At 43.1% G+C, this 17,339-nt stretch carries 18 protein-coding genes; 11 read left to right on the top strand and 7 right to left on the bottom strand.

Going from position 1 to position 17,339, the window contains the following annotated elements; all coding sequences use genetic code 11:
* Positions 1-11 precede the first annotated feature (11 nt).
* Complete coding sequence (gene phnF, locus ACOQOA_RS08175; RefSeq protein ID WP_420548155.1) at positions 12-731, bottom strand: phosphonate metabolism transcriptional regulator PhnF; 720 nt, start codon at positions 729-731, stop codon at positions 12-14.
* Positions 732-902: 171 nt separating this feature from the next.
* Between phnF and phnG the strand changes: the two genes are divergently transcribed.
* The 8 genes from phnG to phnN are packed head-to-tail and all read left to right on the top strand — an operon-like array spanning position 903 to position 7,419.
* Positions 903-1,421 carry a phosphonate C-P lyase system protein PhnG gene (gene phnG, locus ACOQOA_RS08170; protein ID WP_420548154.1) on the top strand — a complete coding sequence of 173 codons (519 nt, stop codon included), beginning with the start codon at positions 903-905 and terminating at the stop codon, positions 1,419-1,421.
* A complete protein-coding gene (gene phnH / locus ACOQOA_RS08165; protein ID WP_420548153.1) occupies positions 1,421-2,041 on the top strand; it encodes a phosphonate C-P lyase system protein PhnH in 621 nt (206 codons plus the stop codon). The genes phnG and phnH overlap by 1 nt, the downstream gene beginning before the upstream one ends.
* A gap of 2 nt (positions 2,042-2,043) precedes the next feature.
* Positions 2,044-3,171 (top strand): carbon-phosphorus lyase complex subunit PhnI, encoded by a 1,128-nt coding sequence (locus ACOQOA_RS08160; RefSeq protein ID WP_420548152.1) that lies wholly within the window; start codon positions 2,044-2,046, stop codon positions 3,169-3,171.
* Between the two features lie 5 nt (positions 3,172-3,176).
* On the top strand, positions 3,177-4,106 hold the full coding sequence (locus ACOQOA_RS08155; protein ID WP_420548151.1) for an alpha-D-ribose 1-methylphosphonate 5-phosphate C-P-lyase PhnJ: 930 nt from the start codon (positions 3,177-3,179) through the stop codon (positions 4,104-4,106).
* A gap of 2 nt (positions 4,107-4,108) precedes the next feature.
* Positions 4,109-4,912 carry a phosphonate C-P lyase system protein PhnK gene (phnK, locus tag ACOQOA_RS08150; protein ID WP_420548150.1) on the top strand — a complete coding sequence of 268 codons (804 nt, stop codon included), beginning with the start codon at positions 4,109-4,111 and terminating at the stop codon, positions 4,910-4,912.
* 24 nt (positions 4,913-4,936) lie between these two features.
* Entirely contained in the window at positions 4,937-5,647 is a 711-nt protein-coding gene (gene phnL, locus ACOQOA_RS08145) for a phosphonate C-P lyase system protein PhnL (RefSeq protein ID WP_420548149.1), read from the top strand.
* Complete coding sequence (locus tag ACOQOA_RS08140; RefSeq protein ID WP_420548148.1) at positions 5,648-6,790, top strand: alpha-D-ribose 1-methylphosphonate 5-triphosphate diphosphatase; 1,143 nt, start codon at positions 5,648-5,650, stop codon at positions 6,788-6,790.
* A gap of 35 nt (positions 6,791-6,825) precedes the next feature.
* Complete coding sequence (gene phnN / locus ACOQOA_RS08135; RefSeq protein WP_420548147.1) at positions 6,826-7,419, top strand: phosphonate metabolism protein/1,5-bisphosphokinase (PRPP-forming) PhnN; 594 nt, start codon at positions 6,826-6,828, stop codon at positions 7,417-7,419.
* Here phnN and ACOQOA_RS08130 read toward each other — a convergent pair.
* From ACOQOA_RS08130 to ACOQOA_RS08105, 6 genes are all read right to left on the bottom strand, one after another.
* Positions 7,405-8,103 (bottom strand): DUF1045 domain-containing protein, encoded by a 699-nt coding sequence (locus ACOQOA_RS08130; protein WP_420548146.1) that lies wholly within the window; start codon positions 8,101-8,103, stop codon positions 7,405-7,407. The two genes, phnN and ACOQOA_RS08130, sit on opposite strands and share 15 nt — an antisense overlap.
* Positions 8,104-8,119: 16 nt before the next feature.
* A complete protein-coding gene (locus tag ACOQOA_RS08125; RefSeq protein ID WP_420548145.1) occupies positions 8,120-8,752 on the bottom strand; it encodes a chloramphenicol acetyltransferase in 633 nt (210 codons plus the stop codon).
* Complete coding sequence (gene phnE / locus ACOQOA_RS08120; RefSeq protein ID WP_420548144.1) at positions 8,752-9,570, bottom strand: phosphonate ABC transporter, permease protein PhnE; 819 nt, start codon at positions 9,568-9,570, stop codon at positions 8,752-8,754. The genes ACOQOA_RS08125 and phnE overlap by 1 nt, the downstream gene beginning before the upstream one ends.
* An 86-nt stretch (positions 9,571-9,656) precedes the next feature.
* A complete protein-coding gene (gene phnD, locus ACOQOA_RS08115; protein ID WP_420548143.1) occupies positions 9,657-10,670 on the bottom strand; it encodes a phosphonate ABC transporter substrate-binding protein in 1,014 nt (337 codons plus the stop codon).
* Between the two features lie 42 nt (positions 10,671-10,712).
* Positions 10,713-11,585 carry a phosphonate ABC transporter ATP-binding protein gene (gene phnC, locus ACOQOA_RS08110; protein ID WP_420548142.1) on the bottom strand — a complete coding sequence of 291 codons (873 nt, stop codon included), beginning with the start codon at positions 11,583-11,585 and terminating at the stop codon, positions 10,713-10,715.
* A gap of 194 nt (positions 11,586-11,779) precedes the next feature.
* Positions 11,780-12,799 carry a helix-turn-helix domain-containing protein gene (locus tag ACOQOA_RS08105; RefSeq protein ID WP_420548141.1) on the bottom strand — a complete coding sequence of 340 codons (1,020 nt, stop codon included), beginning with the start codon at positions 12,797-12,799 and terminating at the stop codon, positions 11,780-11,782.
* A gap of 314 nt (positions 12,800-13,113) precedes the next feature.
* Between ACOQOA_RS08105 and ACOQOA_RS08100 the strand changes: the two genes are divergently transcribed.
* Genes ACOQOA_RS08100 through ACOQOA_RS08090 form a run of 3 tightly spaced genes read left to right on the top strand, consistent with a single transcriptional unit; the run spans position 13,114 to position 17,323 of the window.
* On the top strand, positions 13,114-14,754 hold the full coding sequence (locus tag ACOQOA_RS08100) for an amidohydrolase (RefSeq protein WP_420548140.1): 1,641 nt from the start codon (positions 13,114-13,116) through the stop codon (positions 14,752-14,754).
* 38 nt (positions 14,755-14,792) lie between these two features.
* The gene (locus tag ACOQOA_RS08095) at positions 14,793-15,746 is read left to right on the top strand and encodes a CobW family GTP-binding protein (protein WP_420548139.1); all 954 of its coding nucleotides are present in this window, start codon (positions 14,793-14,795) and stop codon (positions 15,744-15,746) included.
* Positions 15,743-17,323 (top strand): hypothetical protein, encoded by a 1,581-nt coding sequence (locus ACOQOA_RS08090; protein WP_420548138.1) that lies wholly within the window; start codon positions 15,743-15,745, stop codon positions 17,321-17,323. The genes ACOQOA_RS08095 and ACOQOA_RS08090 overlap by 4 nt, the downstream gene beginning before the upstream one ends.
* Positions 17,324-17,339 lie beyond the last annotated feature (16 nt).

Raw genomic sequence — 17,339 nt, 5'->3', positions numbered from 1 at the left:
CATCTATTTTTTTAATGCGCATTGATGATAAGTTGTACGCGTTGACTGGCAAAGTAGGTTTTGTTTACGCTGATTGGTGTGCCGTTCATGTCAACATCAATGCCGTCAGTACGCAGAACTGGTTTGGTTTTGGGTTGTTTTAGTATATCCGCGCAAAAAGTAGACGGCATTTCTGCTAAGATTTTAGTGGAATAACGCGTATAATCATCAATATCAAAATATCTATACGCATCTGTTAAGGATTTGGTCTTGTTGAAAGTATCCTGAATCCCACGGAATCTTAACGATGGCAGGTAATTTTTGGAGTAGGCGAGAGGTACATTATCGGCGATGGAAACAGATTCCAGTAAGATAATTGCATCTCCTTTTTTGACGCCTAGTTTTTTTGCGATCCCCTTTTTTGCTTTAATGATTTCCCAATGCAGTAATTTCTTATCTGGTAACTTATCCTTTTGAGAAATGTTCTGAGAAAAACGAGTGCGCTTCCCCAATGTATAATCCAGGGTCGTGTCGCGTACAAAAGTACCGCGCCCTTGTTCAACATATAGAACATCCGCTTCTACCAAGGAAGAAATAGCATTACGTATTGTATGACGATTCACGCCAAATCGTTCTGCCATCGCGAATTCTGTTGGTAGTTTCTCGCCGGGTTTATATAGGCCATTGGCGACTTCACTTAATACGATCTCTTCGATCTGCTTCCACTTGGTGGAACCTCTTTCCCATTCCATTCCCATGTTCCCTGAAAAGAAGGGTCACAAAAAATTCACAAAACAGCCATTGAAGCTGAGTCATCTTTTTCTTATAACAAAAATATATAGATGTCTAGACAAATTTGAAATTTGTTCATTTTCTGGTGATTAGATCTTCTAATTGGCTTAACGCGTGGAGAAATACAGGCAATGCAAAAAAGTGATGGAAAGGCCCCGGAAATAGTTCAGTTAGAAACTGACACTGAGACGGCTTTAACCGAAAACCGACAATTCTGGATGTCTGTTTTAGCGCGGTCCAATTGTGAGGAGTTGCGTAAATATTGGATCGAACATGTCTACGCAAAAGAAGATTTTTCTAATCGATATTCTTATATCCGCCAGCCTGAGACAGGTCTGGTGATGAGCCGTGGGCGTGCAGGCGGGCAAGGCAGGCAATTCAATCTTGGCGAAGTCACGACGACACGTTGTTCAGTGATCTTGGATAGTGGGGAAATCGGGCATGCCTATATCTTAGGGCGTGATGTTAAACACGCCGAATTTTCAGCACTATTTGATGCAGTTTTACAAATAGATACCTGGCAAAGCTTGTTACTTGAAAAGGTCATAAACCCAATTCATCAGCGACTTGCGGCCAACCGTAAAGAACGGGAGCAAAAAGTTGCATCTACAAAGGTGGATTTCTTTGCAATGGTGAGAGGAGAGGCATAATGCATACAGAGTTTTCAAGCAGCCAAGATGCCCGTGGAATGAATATTCCCGGCTTGCAAGATCCGGTTCATTCTTCTGCTGAAGTTTTCCGTGTATTGGCAAAGGTTATGTCTGAGCCTGGAACAGTTGAAGAGCTGACAGAAATTTGCGGTCACCCTGATGAGCTCTTAAAAGCTGCTTCTGCTGCTATCCTGACTTTAGCTGACATGGATACTTCTTTGTATCTTTCAAGTGAACTAGATAGCCCGATCAGTCGCGGGTTTCTCACACTTCATACAGGGGTGAAAATAGTTGATAGCGCAAATCAGGCCGATTTTGTAATTGCGACCCAAGATACGGATATTTCGCAATATCAGGATTTGCCTGTAGGTGATCCGCAATACCCTGATCAATCAGCAACTTTAATAATTCAGGTTTCAAACATTCGTGGAAGTAAGAAAGTCACTTTAAATGGTCCGGGAATAGAAAATATCAAACAAGTTCAGATGCCGGATTTACCGGATAGCTTTTTTTCATGGCGAGATATGAAGAACAGTCTTTATCCATGTGGAATAGATATCATCTTTGCCAGCAATACAGAATTGATGGCTATCCCGCGAACCACCAAATTGGAGGATTAGTCATGTATGTAGCCGTAAAAGGTGGTGAAAAATCTATTGCGAATGCACATAAGTTACTCGCAGAAGATCGACGTGGCGATAAGAACATACCGGAACTGGATCACAAGCAAATTAGAGAGCAGCTTTCCTTGTCCGTTAGCCGGGTTATGGCCGAAGGGTCCCTTTATGACCCGGATTTAGCCGCTCTTGCAATTAAACAGGCGCGTGGTGATTTGATTGAAGCGATCTTTTTGATCCGTGCCTTTCGTACGACTTTACCTCGTTTTGCCTATAGTAAGCCTATTGAAACTACAGATATGAATATCGATCGACGTGTTTCAGCGACTTATAAAGATTTACCTGGCGGTCAAATTCTTGGGCCTACATTTGATTATACGCATCGTCTTATTGATTTTGATTTGGCCTCCGAGCAAAATCAAATACCAAAAACTCATCAGGAAGAGCATGGGTTAGATGCTTCTATCCCAAGAGTTTTGGATAACCTACTTCATCATGAAGGTTTAATTCAAACCGAACCCGTTATTCAAGATGAAGCAGCTCAACATGTCGGAGATTTAACGCGCGAACCTGTGAATTTTCCGGTTGACCGTGACGTTCGCTTGCAAAACCTGTCCCGTGGGGATGAGGGGTTTGTTCTGTCTCTTGGATATTCAACACAGCGTGGCTATGCCCGCAATCATGCCTTCGTTGGAGAAATTCGATATGGCACCGTTGAATTGACGATTGAACCGGAAGAATTGGGTTTCCCGATTTCTATTGGCGACATTGAAGTAACAGAATGTGAAACAGTTAACCAGTTTGAAGGATCCAAGACGGAACCACCGCAATTCACGCGTGGTTACGGGCTTACATTCGGACAAAATGAAAGAAAAACGATCGCCATGGCATTGGTCGACCGCGCGTTACGTGCACGTGAATTAGGCGAAGAGATCGAAAGCCCCGCGCAAGACGAAGAATTTGTTTTGTCTCATAGCGATAACATTCAGGCAACGGGTTTTGTTGAGCATATAAAGCTTCCTCATTATGTAGATTTCCAATCAGAGCTCGAACTTGTGCGCCGTTTACGTAAGGAAGCGGAAGAATTGCGAAAACAAAATTCCACGATGCAAGAACCACAGGCTGCGGAGTAATAGTGATGCCAGATATAAATCATTTAATGGAAGATGCTCCGAGCGAGAGCATGGCAGCTTATAATTTTGCCTATCTAGATGAACAAACAAAACGCATGATCCGACGTGCAATTTTGAAGGCCATCGCGATCCCGGGATATCAGGTGCCATTTGCGGGCAGAGAAATGCCTATGCCTTATGGTTGGGGAACCGGGGGCGTACAAGTGACAGCTGCCATCTTAAAATCAGATGATGTTTTGAAAGTTATCGACCAAGGCAGTGATGATACAACGAATGCGGTGAGTATTCGTCAGTTCTTTGCTAAAACTGCTGATGTGGAAGTCACAGAAAAAACCAAGGACGCCACCATCATTCAGACACGCCATCGCATTCCTGAACGCGGCGTCGATGGGGGTCAGATTTTAGTTTATCAAGTGCCTATTCCCGAACCTTTGCGTTTTCTGGAACCCCGGGAAACGGAAACACGGAAAATGCATGCGCTTGAAGAATATGGCCTGATGCATGTGAAGTTATATGAAGATATCTCCCACCATGGGCATGTTTCTACGGCGTACGCTTATCCGGTTTTGGTGAATGATCGTTACTTAACCGATCCATCTCCGATCCCGAAATTTGATAATCCGAAAATGGATAATTGTTCTGCACTGCAGCTGTTCGGGGCTGGGCGAGAAAAAAGAATATATGCAATTCCACCTTATACAAAAGTAGTCAGTCTCGATTTCGAAGATCATCCTTTTGAGATTCAGAAATGGGAAGAGAATTGTGCGATTTGTGGTGCGGAAGAAAGCTTCCTGGACGAAGTGATTTTAGATGATCAGGGCAATCGAATGTTTGTCTGTTCAGATACTGATTTTTGTCAAGAAAGACAGAATGAGGGGCATCGTGGGCATCTGCATCCCGAAAATGTAACCGCTGCAAAATTGGTTGGGGAATGATCATGGAAAATAAATCAATTGGCTTGCATGAAGACAAAGCCCTGCTTTCAGTTCAAGATTTAACGTTGATGTATGGTCCACGTGTGGGTTGTGAGAATATTTCATTCGATCTTTGGCCGGGTGAAGTATTGGGGATCGTTGGGGAATCCGGGTCAGGCAAGTCTACTTTACTGAGTTGTATTTCCGGGCAATTGGAACCAACCTCTGGATCAGTAAAGTATCATACAAATCAAGGTGATATTCGTGATCTTTTTCACGAGTTATCAGAACCTGAAAGACGATTTTTAATGCGTACTGATTGGGCTTTTGTCCATCAAAATCCAAGAGACGGCTTACGTATGGGCGTAAGTGCAGGCGCAAATATCGGTGAGAGACTAATGGCTGTGGGCTGGCGCCATTACGGGAATATTCGGGATAAGGCAGAAAATTGGCTAACCAATGTGGAAATAGCTGAAGAACGTCTGGATGATCTACCTTCGACTTTCTCTGGCGGTATGCAGCAACGTTTGCAAATTGCCCGAAATTTGGTGTCTGGTCCACGTTTGGTTTTCATGGATGAGCCAACAGGCGGATTGGATGTATCTGTACAGGCAAAACTTTTGGATTTGCTGCGGGGGCTTGTGCAAGATTTAGGGCTTTCTGTGGTGATTGTGACCCATGATCTGGCTGTGGCCCGATTGTTGTCTCATCGACTGATGGTGATGCGCAAAGGTCAGGTGGTAGAAACTGGTCTAACAGATCAGGTGCTGGATGATCCGCAGCATCCATATGCCCAGTTATTGGTTTCTTCCATTCTACAGGCCTAGTGGCTTTATATAAGGTTAAGAAAAATGTCAGAAATGCTTCATGTAAAAAATGTATCAAAGGACTTCACCTTATATAACCAAGGTGATTTTTCGGAAGGTGAAACGATTATACCGGTATTCAAGGATATCAATTTCTCCTTAAAAGCTGGGGATTGTGTCGCCTTGTTAGGGGAATCGGGTTCAGGGAAATCTACATTCATGCGTATGATATATGCCAATTACTTATGCAGTAGCGGTGCTATCAATGTTAAGCACAAGGACGTTTGGTTTGATTTGGTAACCGCATCCCCGCACCAGATATTAGATATTCGTTGTTATAGTCTTGGTTATGTTAGCCAATTCCTACGTGTGATCCCACGTGTTGCAACTTTGGAAATTGTTGCTGAACCACTTGTGAAAGCAGGTGAGAAAAAAGAAGCTGCGATTGAAAAAGCAAAGGAATTGCTCACCAGATTGAGAATCCCTGAAAGATTATGGGGGTTGTCCCCGCTTACTTTCTCCGGCGGGGAACAACAGCGTGTGAATATCGCCCGTGGGTTTGTTTATGACTATCCGATCATGTTGTTGGACGAACCAACAGCGTCGTTGGATGCACAAAACCGCCAAACTGTTTTGGAACTAATCGAAGAAGCCAAATCCCGTGGTGCTGCCATCTTGGGAATCTTTCATGATCACGAAGCCAGAGATACCGTATGCAACGGTCAATTGGACGTGACGAATTATCGGACAGAGTAAATGAAAGAAGAGATTTTTACGAATGCTCGCATTGTTCTTGCGGATGAAGTTATCCAAGGTAGCTTATATCTAAGAGACGGTGTGATTGCAGATATAAGTACGAGTAATTCCAGTCTTCCTGTCGCCCTAGATATGGGCAACGATTACATTTTACCGGGGATGGTAGAATTACATACCGATAACCTTGAAAAGCATTTAATGCCTCGACCAAAAGCTCATTGGCCTGCGGTGGCCGCGGTTATTGCGCATGATAATGAAATAACCTCAGCAGGTATCACCACGGTATTTGATTCTTTAGCAATTGGAGATGCGGATGAAGAAAGCCCGCGGGTAAAACGTCTTCCTGAAATGATCCAGGGATTAGAACAATGCCGTGATGATAAATTGTTACGGGCAGATCATATGCTGCATCTACGTTGTGAAGTGAGCTTCGGGACAATGGAATTAGCTGTGAATAAGGTCATTGATAATGAAATGGTCAAACTGATTTCGGTGATGGATCATACCCCCGGACAGCGTCAATTTGTCAGTATGGATGCCTATTATACTTATTATAAAGGTAAGTTAGGTTATTCAGATGCCGAGATGGAAACCTTCGTTGAAAGACGTAAACGAGATCAAGAGGCATATAGTGAATCCAATCGACGTTTCATTGTAGAAGAAGCACATCGACGCGGTTTTGCGTTGGCCAGTCATGATGATGCAACAGCTGCCCATGTGGCCGAAGCAGTAGATGATAAGATGACTGTTGCTGAATTTCCTACAACGATGGAAGCAGCTAAATCTTCGCATGAAGGCGGCTTATCCGTCTTGATGGGCGGGCCAAATGTAGTACGTGGGGGATCGCATTCAGGTAATATCGCCGCGACAGATCTGGCGAAGGAAGGCTATCTGGACATCATATCCAGCGACTATGTTCCTCATAGCATGCTGCATGCTGCGATGATTTTGTATGAAGACCTAGATGAGTATGATTTACCAAAGGCAATTCGTACGGTCAGTAAGACGCCGGCTGAAAGTGTTGGCCTGACGGATCGCGGTGAGATTGCTGTGGGCAAAAGAGCAGATTTGATCCATGTGCATCATACACCACATCATCCTGTGATCCGCGCGGTTTGGTGTGAAGGTCGTCGGGTTTCCTGACGTTCTATCTTGTCTGAGTGAAGAGATAAATCGTCATGACCAAATTGGCTGCATTATTTGACAAACCACAAGGTACTCTATTCCTTGTGGTCGGTCCTAGTGGTTCTGGGAAAGATAGTATTCTGAATTTTGCCCGAAATCATTTCAGCAAATCCGAAGAAATTCTTTTTCCTCGTCGTTATATCTCTCGGCCGATGGATGCAGGGGGCGAAGATCATCTTCCGATTACAATGGATGATTTCGAGAAGCAACGTCAGGCTGGACAATTTACCTTTCATTGGCGAGCGCATGGCTTGTGTTATGGCATTCCAATAACAGTCGAAGAAGCTATTCTTGCGGGTAGGTCGGTTGTGGTAAATGTTTCGCGTTCGATTCTGGATGAGGCACGTTTAAGGTTCCAAAATGTGGTGGTCTTATCTGTTATAGTAAATGAAGCAGAATTACGGAAACGTTTAACGTCACGTGGGCGAGAAACACCTGAAGATGTGGAGAAAAGGTTGGCGCGATCATCAGCATTTAGGGTGAGCGGAAATGATGTCCAGCAGATTGACAATAGCGGTGAGTTGGAAACGTCCTGTAAAAGCTTTATTCAAATCGTTACTGAAAATAGCAGACTAAACGCCACCTAGTTTAATACGTTTTAACAAATCAAACGCACCGCCATTACCAGGATCTCCGAAGATACAGATATTTTCTATCTTTATCGGCGCTGTTGTCAGGGGTTCTAGGTAATTTGAAAGTATTGGTTCAAGCCAATTCAATCTATTCTCATCTAACTTATCAGTGAGTGTCAGATGAAATCGAAATTCCTCAAAGACATAAGGATATCCCCATTTTAGAAGCAATACATCTTGTCGATTACTAAGGCCTGCTACGCGTCTTTTATTGATTTCGTCTTCAGATGCAGCTTTTCGAAAAATATCGAGATTTTCAACTAGTTTTGCCGCTAAATCATATAATGCCTCTGACTTTGTTGCGGGTATCAATGCCAGGAATTTTCCAATACGGGCCAGTTTTAAAGTGCCGATGTTAAACGGTTTTATCTGACGCGCATATTCAAGGGTTTTAGATTCAAAGTCAGAAAAGTTGAAACCATCTTCAAGTATGAAGGGTGGTTTCAATGTTCCATGAAAGCCATAACGCGATGGCGATAAGGTTATTTCCTTAATTTGAGCTGGTGAGATATTTTTAATATCAGGATAGGATAAGATACTCTTCGTTGTTGGATTTCTGCCCAGCCAATGATTGCCAAACTTCCCAAGTTCTGATTGATCTTCGGGCGCATAATAAATTGCATATCGTTTATAATTCATAAGCTAGATCTTTTACTTAGGCAGGGTCGTATTTAAGGCAAAATTCGCTTGCGGATAGTTTCCTGAAATCTTCCATACGTTCAAGATAGTCCTGATGATCCCAATCCCACCAGCGAATTCGTAACAAAGCATCCTGTATATCTTTATCAAATCTAGGACGAATGAGCTTAGCTGGAACACCTGCAACAATCGTATATGGCGACACATCCTTGGTTACAATTGACCCGGACCCGATGACGGAACCAATTCCAATCGTAACACCGCCTTGAATTATTGCCCCATGTCCGATCCAGGCATCATGCCCAACCGTAACGGTTTTCTCTCTACGCCAGTCAAAAAAACTCATATCGTCATCTCCTAAATTATAGGCAGAAGAACGATATTGAAAATGATGCATGGAGGCACGATCCATTGGATGTTGACCGGGGTTCAGCCTGACATGTGCAGCGATATTTACAAATTTCCCAACATTAGAATAAATCAAATCACATTCATGAATTGCATATGAATAATCACCTATGCTGGATTCAATGATCTTGCTTCGAGGACCAATTTCTGTCCATTTACCGATCTGGGAATCCAGCACGATTGCAGTTTCATGAATGGTTGGTTCTTCGCTGAGTTGTTTGGTTTGTTTTGACTTATTCATCAAATAACCATTTTACGCAGGCGTTGCGATAGTAAATCCAGCAAGCTCACTGAAACAATGATAAGCAACATCACAGCAGCTGTTTCTGCATAGTAGAAACCACGGATATTTTCCCAAAGCACCATGCCGATACCACCGGCGCCAACAATGCCTAACACTGTTGCAGATCGTACATTTGATTCAAAACGATAAAGGGAATAGGAAATCCAAAGTGGTAATACCTGTGGTATCACACCAAAGATCACTTCTTGTAATGCTGTAGCGCCAGTGGCGCGAATACCTTCGACCGGGCGAGGGTCTATCGCCTCTACAGCTTCTGAGAATAGCTTTGCCAGAATACCTGTTGTGTGAATCCATAAAGCTAACACACCTGCAAATGGCCCTAAGCCAACAGCCACTACGAATAACATGGCAAAGACCATTTCGTTAATTGCGCGAGCTGCATCCATGAGACGACGTACAGGCTGGTAGATCCACATCGGTACGATATTTTCTGAACATAAGATACCAAAAGGAATAGAACATAAAATACTTAAGGCTGTTCCCCAGATGGCAATCTGGATTGTGATCCAGATTTCTTCCAGATACATTGTCCATTGAGATAAATCCGGTGGGAAAAAGCCAGAGGCGAATTGACGCATATTGTCTGCATTATCAATCAGGGCCATTGGGCGCATATCTGCCCCTTCCCAAGATGCGGCAAGAAGAATGAAAACGGCCCCCCACATTATCCAGGTCAGGCTGGATTTCTTTAAGTCCTTAGAAGGAACGGTAACAGTTGGTGTAGAGGTCGGATGAGACGGAATGGAACTAGTCATTTTCAATTTTCCTTGGTGCATGACATCATCAGAAAATGAAACGGCACCTCGATCGTCCGAGATGCCGTTCTGATTTTCTGATCAGTTTATTGGTACTTAACCAAGATCGCTAATTCAGCGAGCTTTTGATCAATTTCTGCAACTTTGGCAGCTTTGTCTTCGGCACTTAATCCTTCATTAGATTGAATGCGTAGTTTCTCTTTATACAAAGCTAACTGACGAATTGGGTAAAGTTGGTAGTTACCACTTTCCATATATTTACCTTGACCGTCTGAGATGCCTGCAAGAATTTTTTCCGCTTTAGCAATATCGCCGGTGCGACCAAAACCTAGGAAGAAATTTTTGATTTTGGATTTGAATTCTTTAGACAAATCTTTGCGATAAACGATTGGATCGGATGGGATCAATGGGGATGTCCAGATCACCTTGATGTTTTTCGCTGCTTCTGGTGCTTTTAGTTTGGAACGGCCAATTTGTTCGGAATTGTTCGCAGCAACGTCAACTTGTTTATGCGCTGTGGACATTAAGTTGGTTTCATGGTTCGCATTGCGAACTGTCTTAAAACAATCTTTTGGATTTACATCGTTTTGTGCAAACACATAGTAAGAAGGCACAAGGAAACCAGATGTGGAGTTTGGATCACCAATACCGAAATTCAGGGATTTGTCACATTTAAAGATGTCTTTTAAGGAATTAATCTTATCGTTATCAACATGTGTAATGATGTGGGAATAATAACCTTGGCTACCATTTGCTTTTGATGTTTGAACGAAAACTTCCGCACCAGAACGATCTACCGCTTCCATCGCAGATTTGTTGCCGAACCATGCAACATGCACTTTACCAAAACGCATCGCTTCGATAACACCTGCATAATCTGGTGCGAAGAAAGCATTCACTTTCATTCCCAACTCTTCTTCCATGGCTTCGGTGAAAGGTAGCCATTGGTCTTTTAAGTTGGATGTAGATTCAGTGGAAATAATACCGAAGGTTAGTTCCTTAGGGTCACTTTCCAGTGGTTTATAAGTCATTTCTGCTTGTGCAACACCCATGAGGGCAGTAGCTGACACAATTGCAGAGGCAAAAAGTTTACGGATCATTTGAGAAGACTCCTGTGAGTTTGTGAGATGAGTTAGATTTGATTAAGCAGTCTCAAGAGCGGCAACAGGCATTGGTTGAATGACATCTTTGATATTTGCTGCTTGAGTTTCTGTGTTGGTATCTGGTAGTTCCAAACTATTGTCGTTATTGAGAAGTTCGATACTTTCATCACCATAAAGTTTGGTTAGAAATGACGGGGTCAGTTGTTTTGAAGCGCCATCAAAAACAATTTCGCCATCACGCATTGCGATGGTGCGTGGACAATAACGAAGCGCATAGTCAACTTGATGTAATGTTACTAAAACAGTGACGGCATCTTCTTTGTTCACTTTTTCAAGCGTATCCATCACGCGGCGTGAAGAGGCTGGATCCAAGGATGCAATTGGTTCATCGGCTAAAATAACTTCTGCACCCTGTGTGATTGCACGGGCGATTGCTGCGCGTTGTTGCTGTCCACCGGATAGGTTCGATGCTCTGTTTGTTGCAAATTGATCGATGCCTACACGCTGTAAAGCTTGCATGGCCTGCAGTTTTTCTTCTTGGGTGAATAGGCCTAATGTTCCTCGCCAGGCGGGGATTTTCCCCAAATAACCCATCAATACATTTGTCAGAACAGACAGCCTGTTTACCAAGTTAAATTGTTGGAAGATCACCCCGATGTTTGAACGGATTTTTCGAACGTTTTTACCAAGCTTGCCGGATTGTTGAATTTGACCGTCTAATACAGTGATGCTACCGCTATTTTTATCGCCCTCTACCAGACCGCCGATATGGCGGATGAGTGTGGATTTCCCTGATCCAGAGGCGCCAATCAGTGCAACCATCTCACCGGAATTGATAGTGAAGGAGACATTTTTTAACGCCTGATTGTTTTTGAAAGTCTTATTTAAGTTTTCAACTGAAATAGCACGCATGTTTCACCTAATCGTTTCTTTAAACTAACGGTGAAGCTAAAATTTGAATGCGAAACTGGGGTTATGTTTTTGTGACGGTTATATGACTAGGAGAGGGAATGTCGGGACAACATTTGAAATTGTCTAATAAACTAGCGATGGATGGTTAATCAGTATTAGCAGATGATTATCGAGTGGGTATGCAGTGGGAAAGGTTAACCAGAAATGCGATATTGTTCCGGTGTAGTTTTATATTTTTTGGTAAATGCACGATAAAAACTCGGGGGATGCTCGTATCCCGTTAAATATGCAATTTCGTTTATGGATAATCTGGTGCCTAACAGATATTGTCTGGCAAGGGTCATGCGGGATTCATAAAGAACATTGCGAAAGGTTGTATCGTTCCTGCTTAGTCGGCGCCTAAATGTATGTTCAGGCATTCCAAAATATTCAGCAGTTTCTTTAATATTTGCAAAGGCCACATTAGCTGATTGTAGTAGGTATAAACGCACCTCATCTACTAAGTTACTTGCTTGCTGCATTAAAGGTAGTGTCGCCAAGCTTTGTTCAAAGCATAACTTTGAAACGGCCATGTTACTGGATGAAAATGCTTTTTCATTAAATTCTATCGGGAAAGAATAAAGCGTATTAGGTTGATTGAATAAAATCTGTCCGGGGAAAATTTCAGAATATACATGGCTATGGGCGGGCTCTGGAAAACTGAGATGGATTTTAACATCTGGGCAGTGCCTGATCTTTGGTAAACGTTGGCAGGTCCATTTCCATGTACTGGTTAACCATTCTTCAAAAAGTGCAATAGTTTGAAAGTCATCTAGTGGGGAATTACCCAGAAGAATTTCAACATGATCCCTAAATACCTGTCTTTCTGTTTTAATGAGATGAGGTACGAGTGCAGAGGAAAGTTCCCAAGAGCGTTGCAAATTTGAGGTGCTGACAAGTGCGTATCCTACTAATCCCAGATCGAAAATATCATAACTATCTCCAAGCCTTAAGAAGAAACCGCGATTCCAACAAGATGGGGCGATAAGCTGTAAGGTGCGATAGTAAAGTTCGATCGTTACTTTTTGTTTTCCAGAAACGATATCCGCCCGATTTAATCCGAAAGCTGCAAGTTGCTCATTAAGAGCTATGTCAGGGCAAAGATCATCCCAACAGGAAAAGAGGCGTCGGAAAAATTGGAGGGCCATGTTTTGATTTTGGTTTAAGTCAACCATGATGAATGCAGCAAAGTCTTTTTGGAATATGTTGTTTGTTATTAAATGCTATTTAATTGTAATATAATGCTATTGAGAAGTGCAAGAGTGTATTTTATGACTGAAGGACATGTGGAGAGTTATATATAACCAATACAGTCTTAAACTCTCGCATGTTAAATTATCATAGAGGAACATTGGTATAATCAATATTGATTCCGTTCTTTGAATGACAGGTATCACTTATGAAGAATATGCAGAACTTTTCATCCACAAATTGTCATCCTTCGATGACAACGGCAGAGATACTTCTGAGGAATGGAAAAATATATACCGTGAATTCAGACCAGCCTTGGTGTGAAGCGGTGGCGATTTCATCCGGTATCTTTATTGGTACAGGGACGTATGAAGAATTAGAAACTCTTATTGATGAAAATACGCATATCATTGATCTTCAAGGTCAATTTGTGATGCCGGGCCTTTATGATATGCATACCCATCCGGATTTAGCTTTGGCCCCGGGATATGCAGGATATCTTGATATTGCAAAGGAAGACCCGACGCCATCCGAAGTGAAAGATGCTATATTAAAATATGCATCGGAAAACGAAGAACGATGGATTTATGGCCAGTATTTTGTGAAATACACTTTTAAACGTGAAGGTATTATTCCGGATCGATATTGGCTGGACAGTTTTATCAAAGATCGCCCTGTCGCAATTCATGATCGATCTTGGGGGTGTATCTTGGCAAATAGCATGGCTTTGGAGCTTGCCAATATAACAAAAGACACAAGAGATCCCGGAAATGGTTATATCGAACGGGACCCGTTGAGTGGCGAGCCAACAGGTATCTTAGTGGATGGTGCTTATTCACTCATTTATAAGGCGATGCCGCCGACGCCTTCTCATGCGTTGGAACGCGCTTATCGAGATGGGTTGAATTATCAGGCAAGCCGCGGCGTTGTTGGTACAAAATACGTGCATGTATGCGAACATCGCCTTGATGCTTTGAAAGCGATTGATGAAGCAGGGCAAATGTCTGCCCGTGTTGAGGCAGCCATCAGTTGGCAAGATGATATTTTTCCTGTGAAACGCCGATGGGAACTTCTAGCCGGGGAAAGACATTATTACCGAAGCAGTCGTTTGAATGCCAATACGGTGAAGTTCCATTTTGATGGTACCCATGAATCCCGTTCATCTTATTTATCAACTGCTTGGCCGGGAGAAAATAAATGGCGCGGTGGCCTAAACTTAACCCCGGAGCATATTACCGATATGCTGGTTGATTTGGACCGACGGGGCATCCGGGTAATTGCGCATTGTACAGGAGATGGGGCGTCAGACTTGTTTTTAGATGCCGTGGCAGAAGCACGTCGGGTTAACGGGCCAAATGGCGTGCGCCATCAATGCGCGCATTCAACGAATTTACTTGATGAGAATTTACCAAGATTTGCAGCATTGAATGTAACAGCTGAATTTTCACCAGTGGGTTGGTATCCATCTTCCTTTGCCAAAGCGCGCCAATCCGTTGGAGAAGAGCGCTGGCCGCGGATGTATAATTTCAAAGGTGTTTTGGATGCAGGCGGGATTGCTGTGATGGGAACTGATTGGCCCGTTTCTCATATTAATCCATGGGTCGGGTTTGAAGCCATGATCACAAGACAGAACCCTCTTACTGATAGTGACGAGGTTTTTAGTGGCGTTGCTGTTTCTATTGAAGAGGCTATTCGCATCATGACGTTGAATGGTGCTTATGCCATGGGGGTAGAGGAAAAAGCGGGTTCAATTGAAGTTGGAAAATCGGCTGATCTGATCGTTTTGGAACATAATCCATTTGAAATTGAGATACGTGGAAAACTTCATCAAACCCAAGTTCAGCTGACCATGCTGCAAGGTCAATGTACGTGGGATGAGATAGAGGCATTTAAAGGTTCCGCAAATGAAGCCGTTTGGAACGAACGACCAAACTTTTAGCGTTAGGCTATGTTTAGTATGATAAGGCTGACAAGAATATGAAAATAACCCCGGTACCGGTTTGTGTGATTAGTGGTTTTTTAGGCGCAGGCAAAACCACATTGCTGAACAATATATTGAATGGTGATCATGGCTTAAACATCACTGTTTTAGTTAATGATTTTGGGGCAATTGATATTGATAGTCAGCTTCTGGCAAAGCAAGAAGGTAACACTATCAGTCTTAAAAACGGCTGCATTTGCTGTAGTTTGCAGAATGATCTGGTGTTTGAACTTCAGGCACTCCTATCTCATCCTGATGGTCCACCAGAATATATTGTGATTGAGGCAAGTGGAGTGTCCGACCCATCTAAAATTATCAATGCATTGAAGTACCCTCAAGTGCGTGATGTGTTCCAGATTGATTCGGTTGTCACATTAATTGATGCACAAACAATTCAAGACCTAGAAGGGGATGTGAAACATCTTGCAATGTCTCAACTGGATGCCGCTGATATTATTGTCATGAATAAGGCTGCGGATGTTTCAAAGGCTGACCTTAAACGTATACATGACGACTGGCTTTATCCATCAGCGCGTGTGATTGAAACGAATTATTCCGACGTCCCGTTGGATATTCTGTTTTCCCTTTCAGGTCAGAGCAAGGCATTGATGGATTCCTCAAACCATAAACATGGGCATTCCCATAAGGGTCTGTTTCATACATGGCATTGGAAAAGTGATCAGCAGATAGACGTAACAAAGCTTCGCAGCGTCATCAGGACACTTCCCAAAGATATTTACCGGGCAAAAGGTGTTTTCTTTTCAGATATATATCCGGAAGAACGTGTGGTGTTGCAGGTGGTCGGGGCGCGACAGGAATGGTCCAAAGATCAATATCAAAACCAAGACCGACAAAGTCAATTGGTCATGATTTCAATGAAAAAAGAAGTCGATATGTCGGCTATTCAAGAGCAGTTGGATAATTGTGTTCAGGGAAGTATCGTAAAATGAAGAATATAAAAAACGAAATCTTGGCATGGGTTGATGATAACGCATCAGATTTATCAGATTGGCATCAAACTATCTTCAATTATGGGGAAACAGCATGGCGTGAATATAAGTCCTGCGCTTGGTATGTGAACCGTTTAAGAGAAGAAGGTTTTGAGGTTGAAGAAGGCAGTGGTGGTATGCCGACCGCATTTTGTGCGGTTTGGAAAAATGGGGATGGTCCCACAATCGGCAGCTACGCAGAATATGATGCTGTACCCGGAAATTGCCAGGCTGCAGATACTGTGCAACGAGCGAGAGATAATTTAAGTGAACATGCAGGTGGTCATACGGACCCTCATTCAGCCTTGGGTATTAGTAGTCTTGGTGGTTTGTTAGCGGCCAAAAAAATGATGGAACAGTATAATATTCCGGGGACTTTAAAATATTTTGGGGAACCTGCTGAAAAGGTGCGTGGTTCCAAACCAATTCATGCGGCCAACGGATATTATGATGATTTGGATGCGGCCATTAGTTTCCATCCATTTTATATGTTGCCTTTGTCCAATACGACACGATGGAATACCCATTGTGGTGCTGCCTATGCCATGATTTATACCTTTGAATGTAAAGAGCCGGAAACCTGGTTATCGCAAAGTGATGAAGCGGATTCACCAATTGCGGCTTCTCATGCATCTGCGCGGGCGCCGGGCGCAAATGATGCATTGATGCAGATGTATGGCACTTCCAAACTCTTAAAAGAATCTATGGTGGCTGCTGGTACAGGATGGTCTATGAATGAATGTATCTTAACAGCAGGGCAGGCAACAGCAGATAATCTTCCAGCTCAAATTGCCCAAATTCAATATATTATGCGGGTACCTGATCTTGAAATGGCGGAAACGGTTACACGCGTGTTGGATCAAAACGCAGCGGCGGCGGCTCAAATTTCGCATTGTAGTTGGAAAAAAGATTGGGTTTGTAAATCCAGACCCGGTCTTCCCAATCATGTGATGGCGCAACTAACTTATGACAATCTGGAATTTGTAGGTGCCCCAAAGTTTAATGAAGGGAAGGCAGCTGTAAAGAAAGCGCAGGAAATCCAACGTAATCTTGGCTTGGATGAAATGGATGCCCCATTCATGACGGAATGTGAGGAATTGATTTCGCCGCAAGACGCTGAACGTGAATTAAGAAAACAATTACCTGAATGGCAAAAGAATTTCACTTCAGATGATTATACGGAATTTTGCTGGCATGCCCCAACGGTACGGTTATATATCGCGCGGCCAACCTTGAAAGCACCTGATAACGGAAAGAAATATCCTGCTTGGGTGATGAATGCACTGGGCGGGATTCCGGAAACGATCGACCCGATGATTTTATGTGCCAGTAAGACAATTGGAAACACAATCATTGATCTGCTAACCAAACCAGAGGTTCTGGCAAAAGCGAAAGAAGAGTTTGAGGAACGCACGGGTGGTGTTGGCGGTGAAAACTGGATTGCACCGCAATGTGACTATCCATCACCTCATAATTTCCGTTGGCCGGAATATATTGAGACGGAACGCGGTGTTGAGTGGTGGATACCTAAAAACTAGTCGAGTTTGAGTAGCA

It is taken from the genome of Curvivirga sp., assembly GCF_965219885.1.
Lineage (GTDB): Bacteria > Pseudomonadota > Alphaproteobacteria > UBA8366 > Aestuariispiraceae > Curvivirga.
The sequence above is the reverse complement of the archived record's forward strand: the minus strand, read 5'-3'. Positions and strand labels throughout refer to the sequence as shown.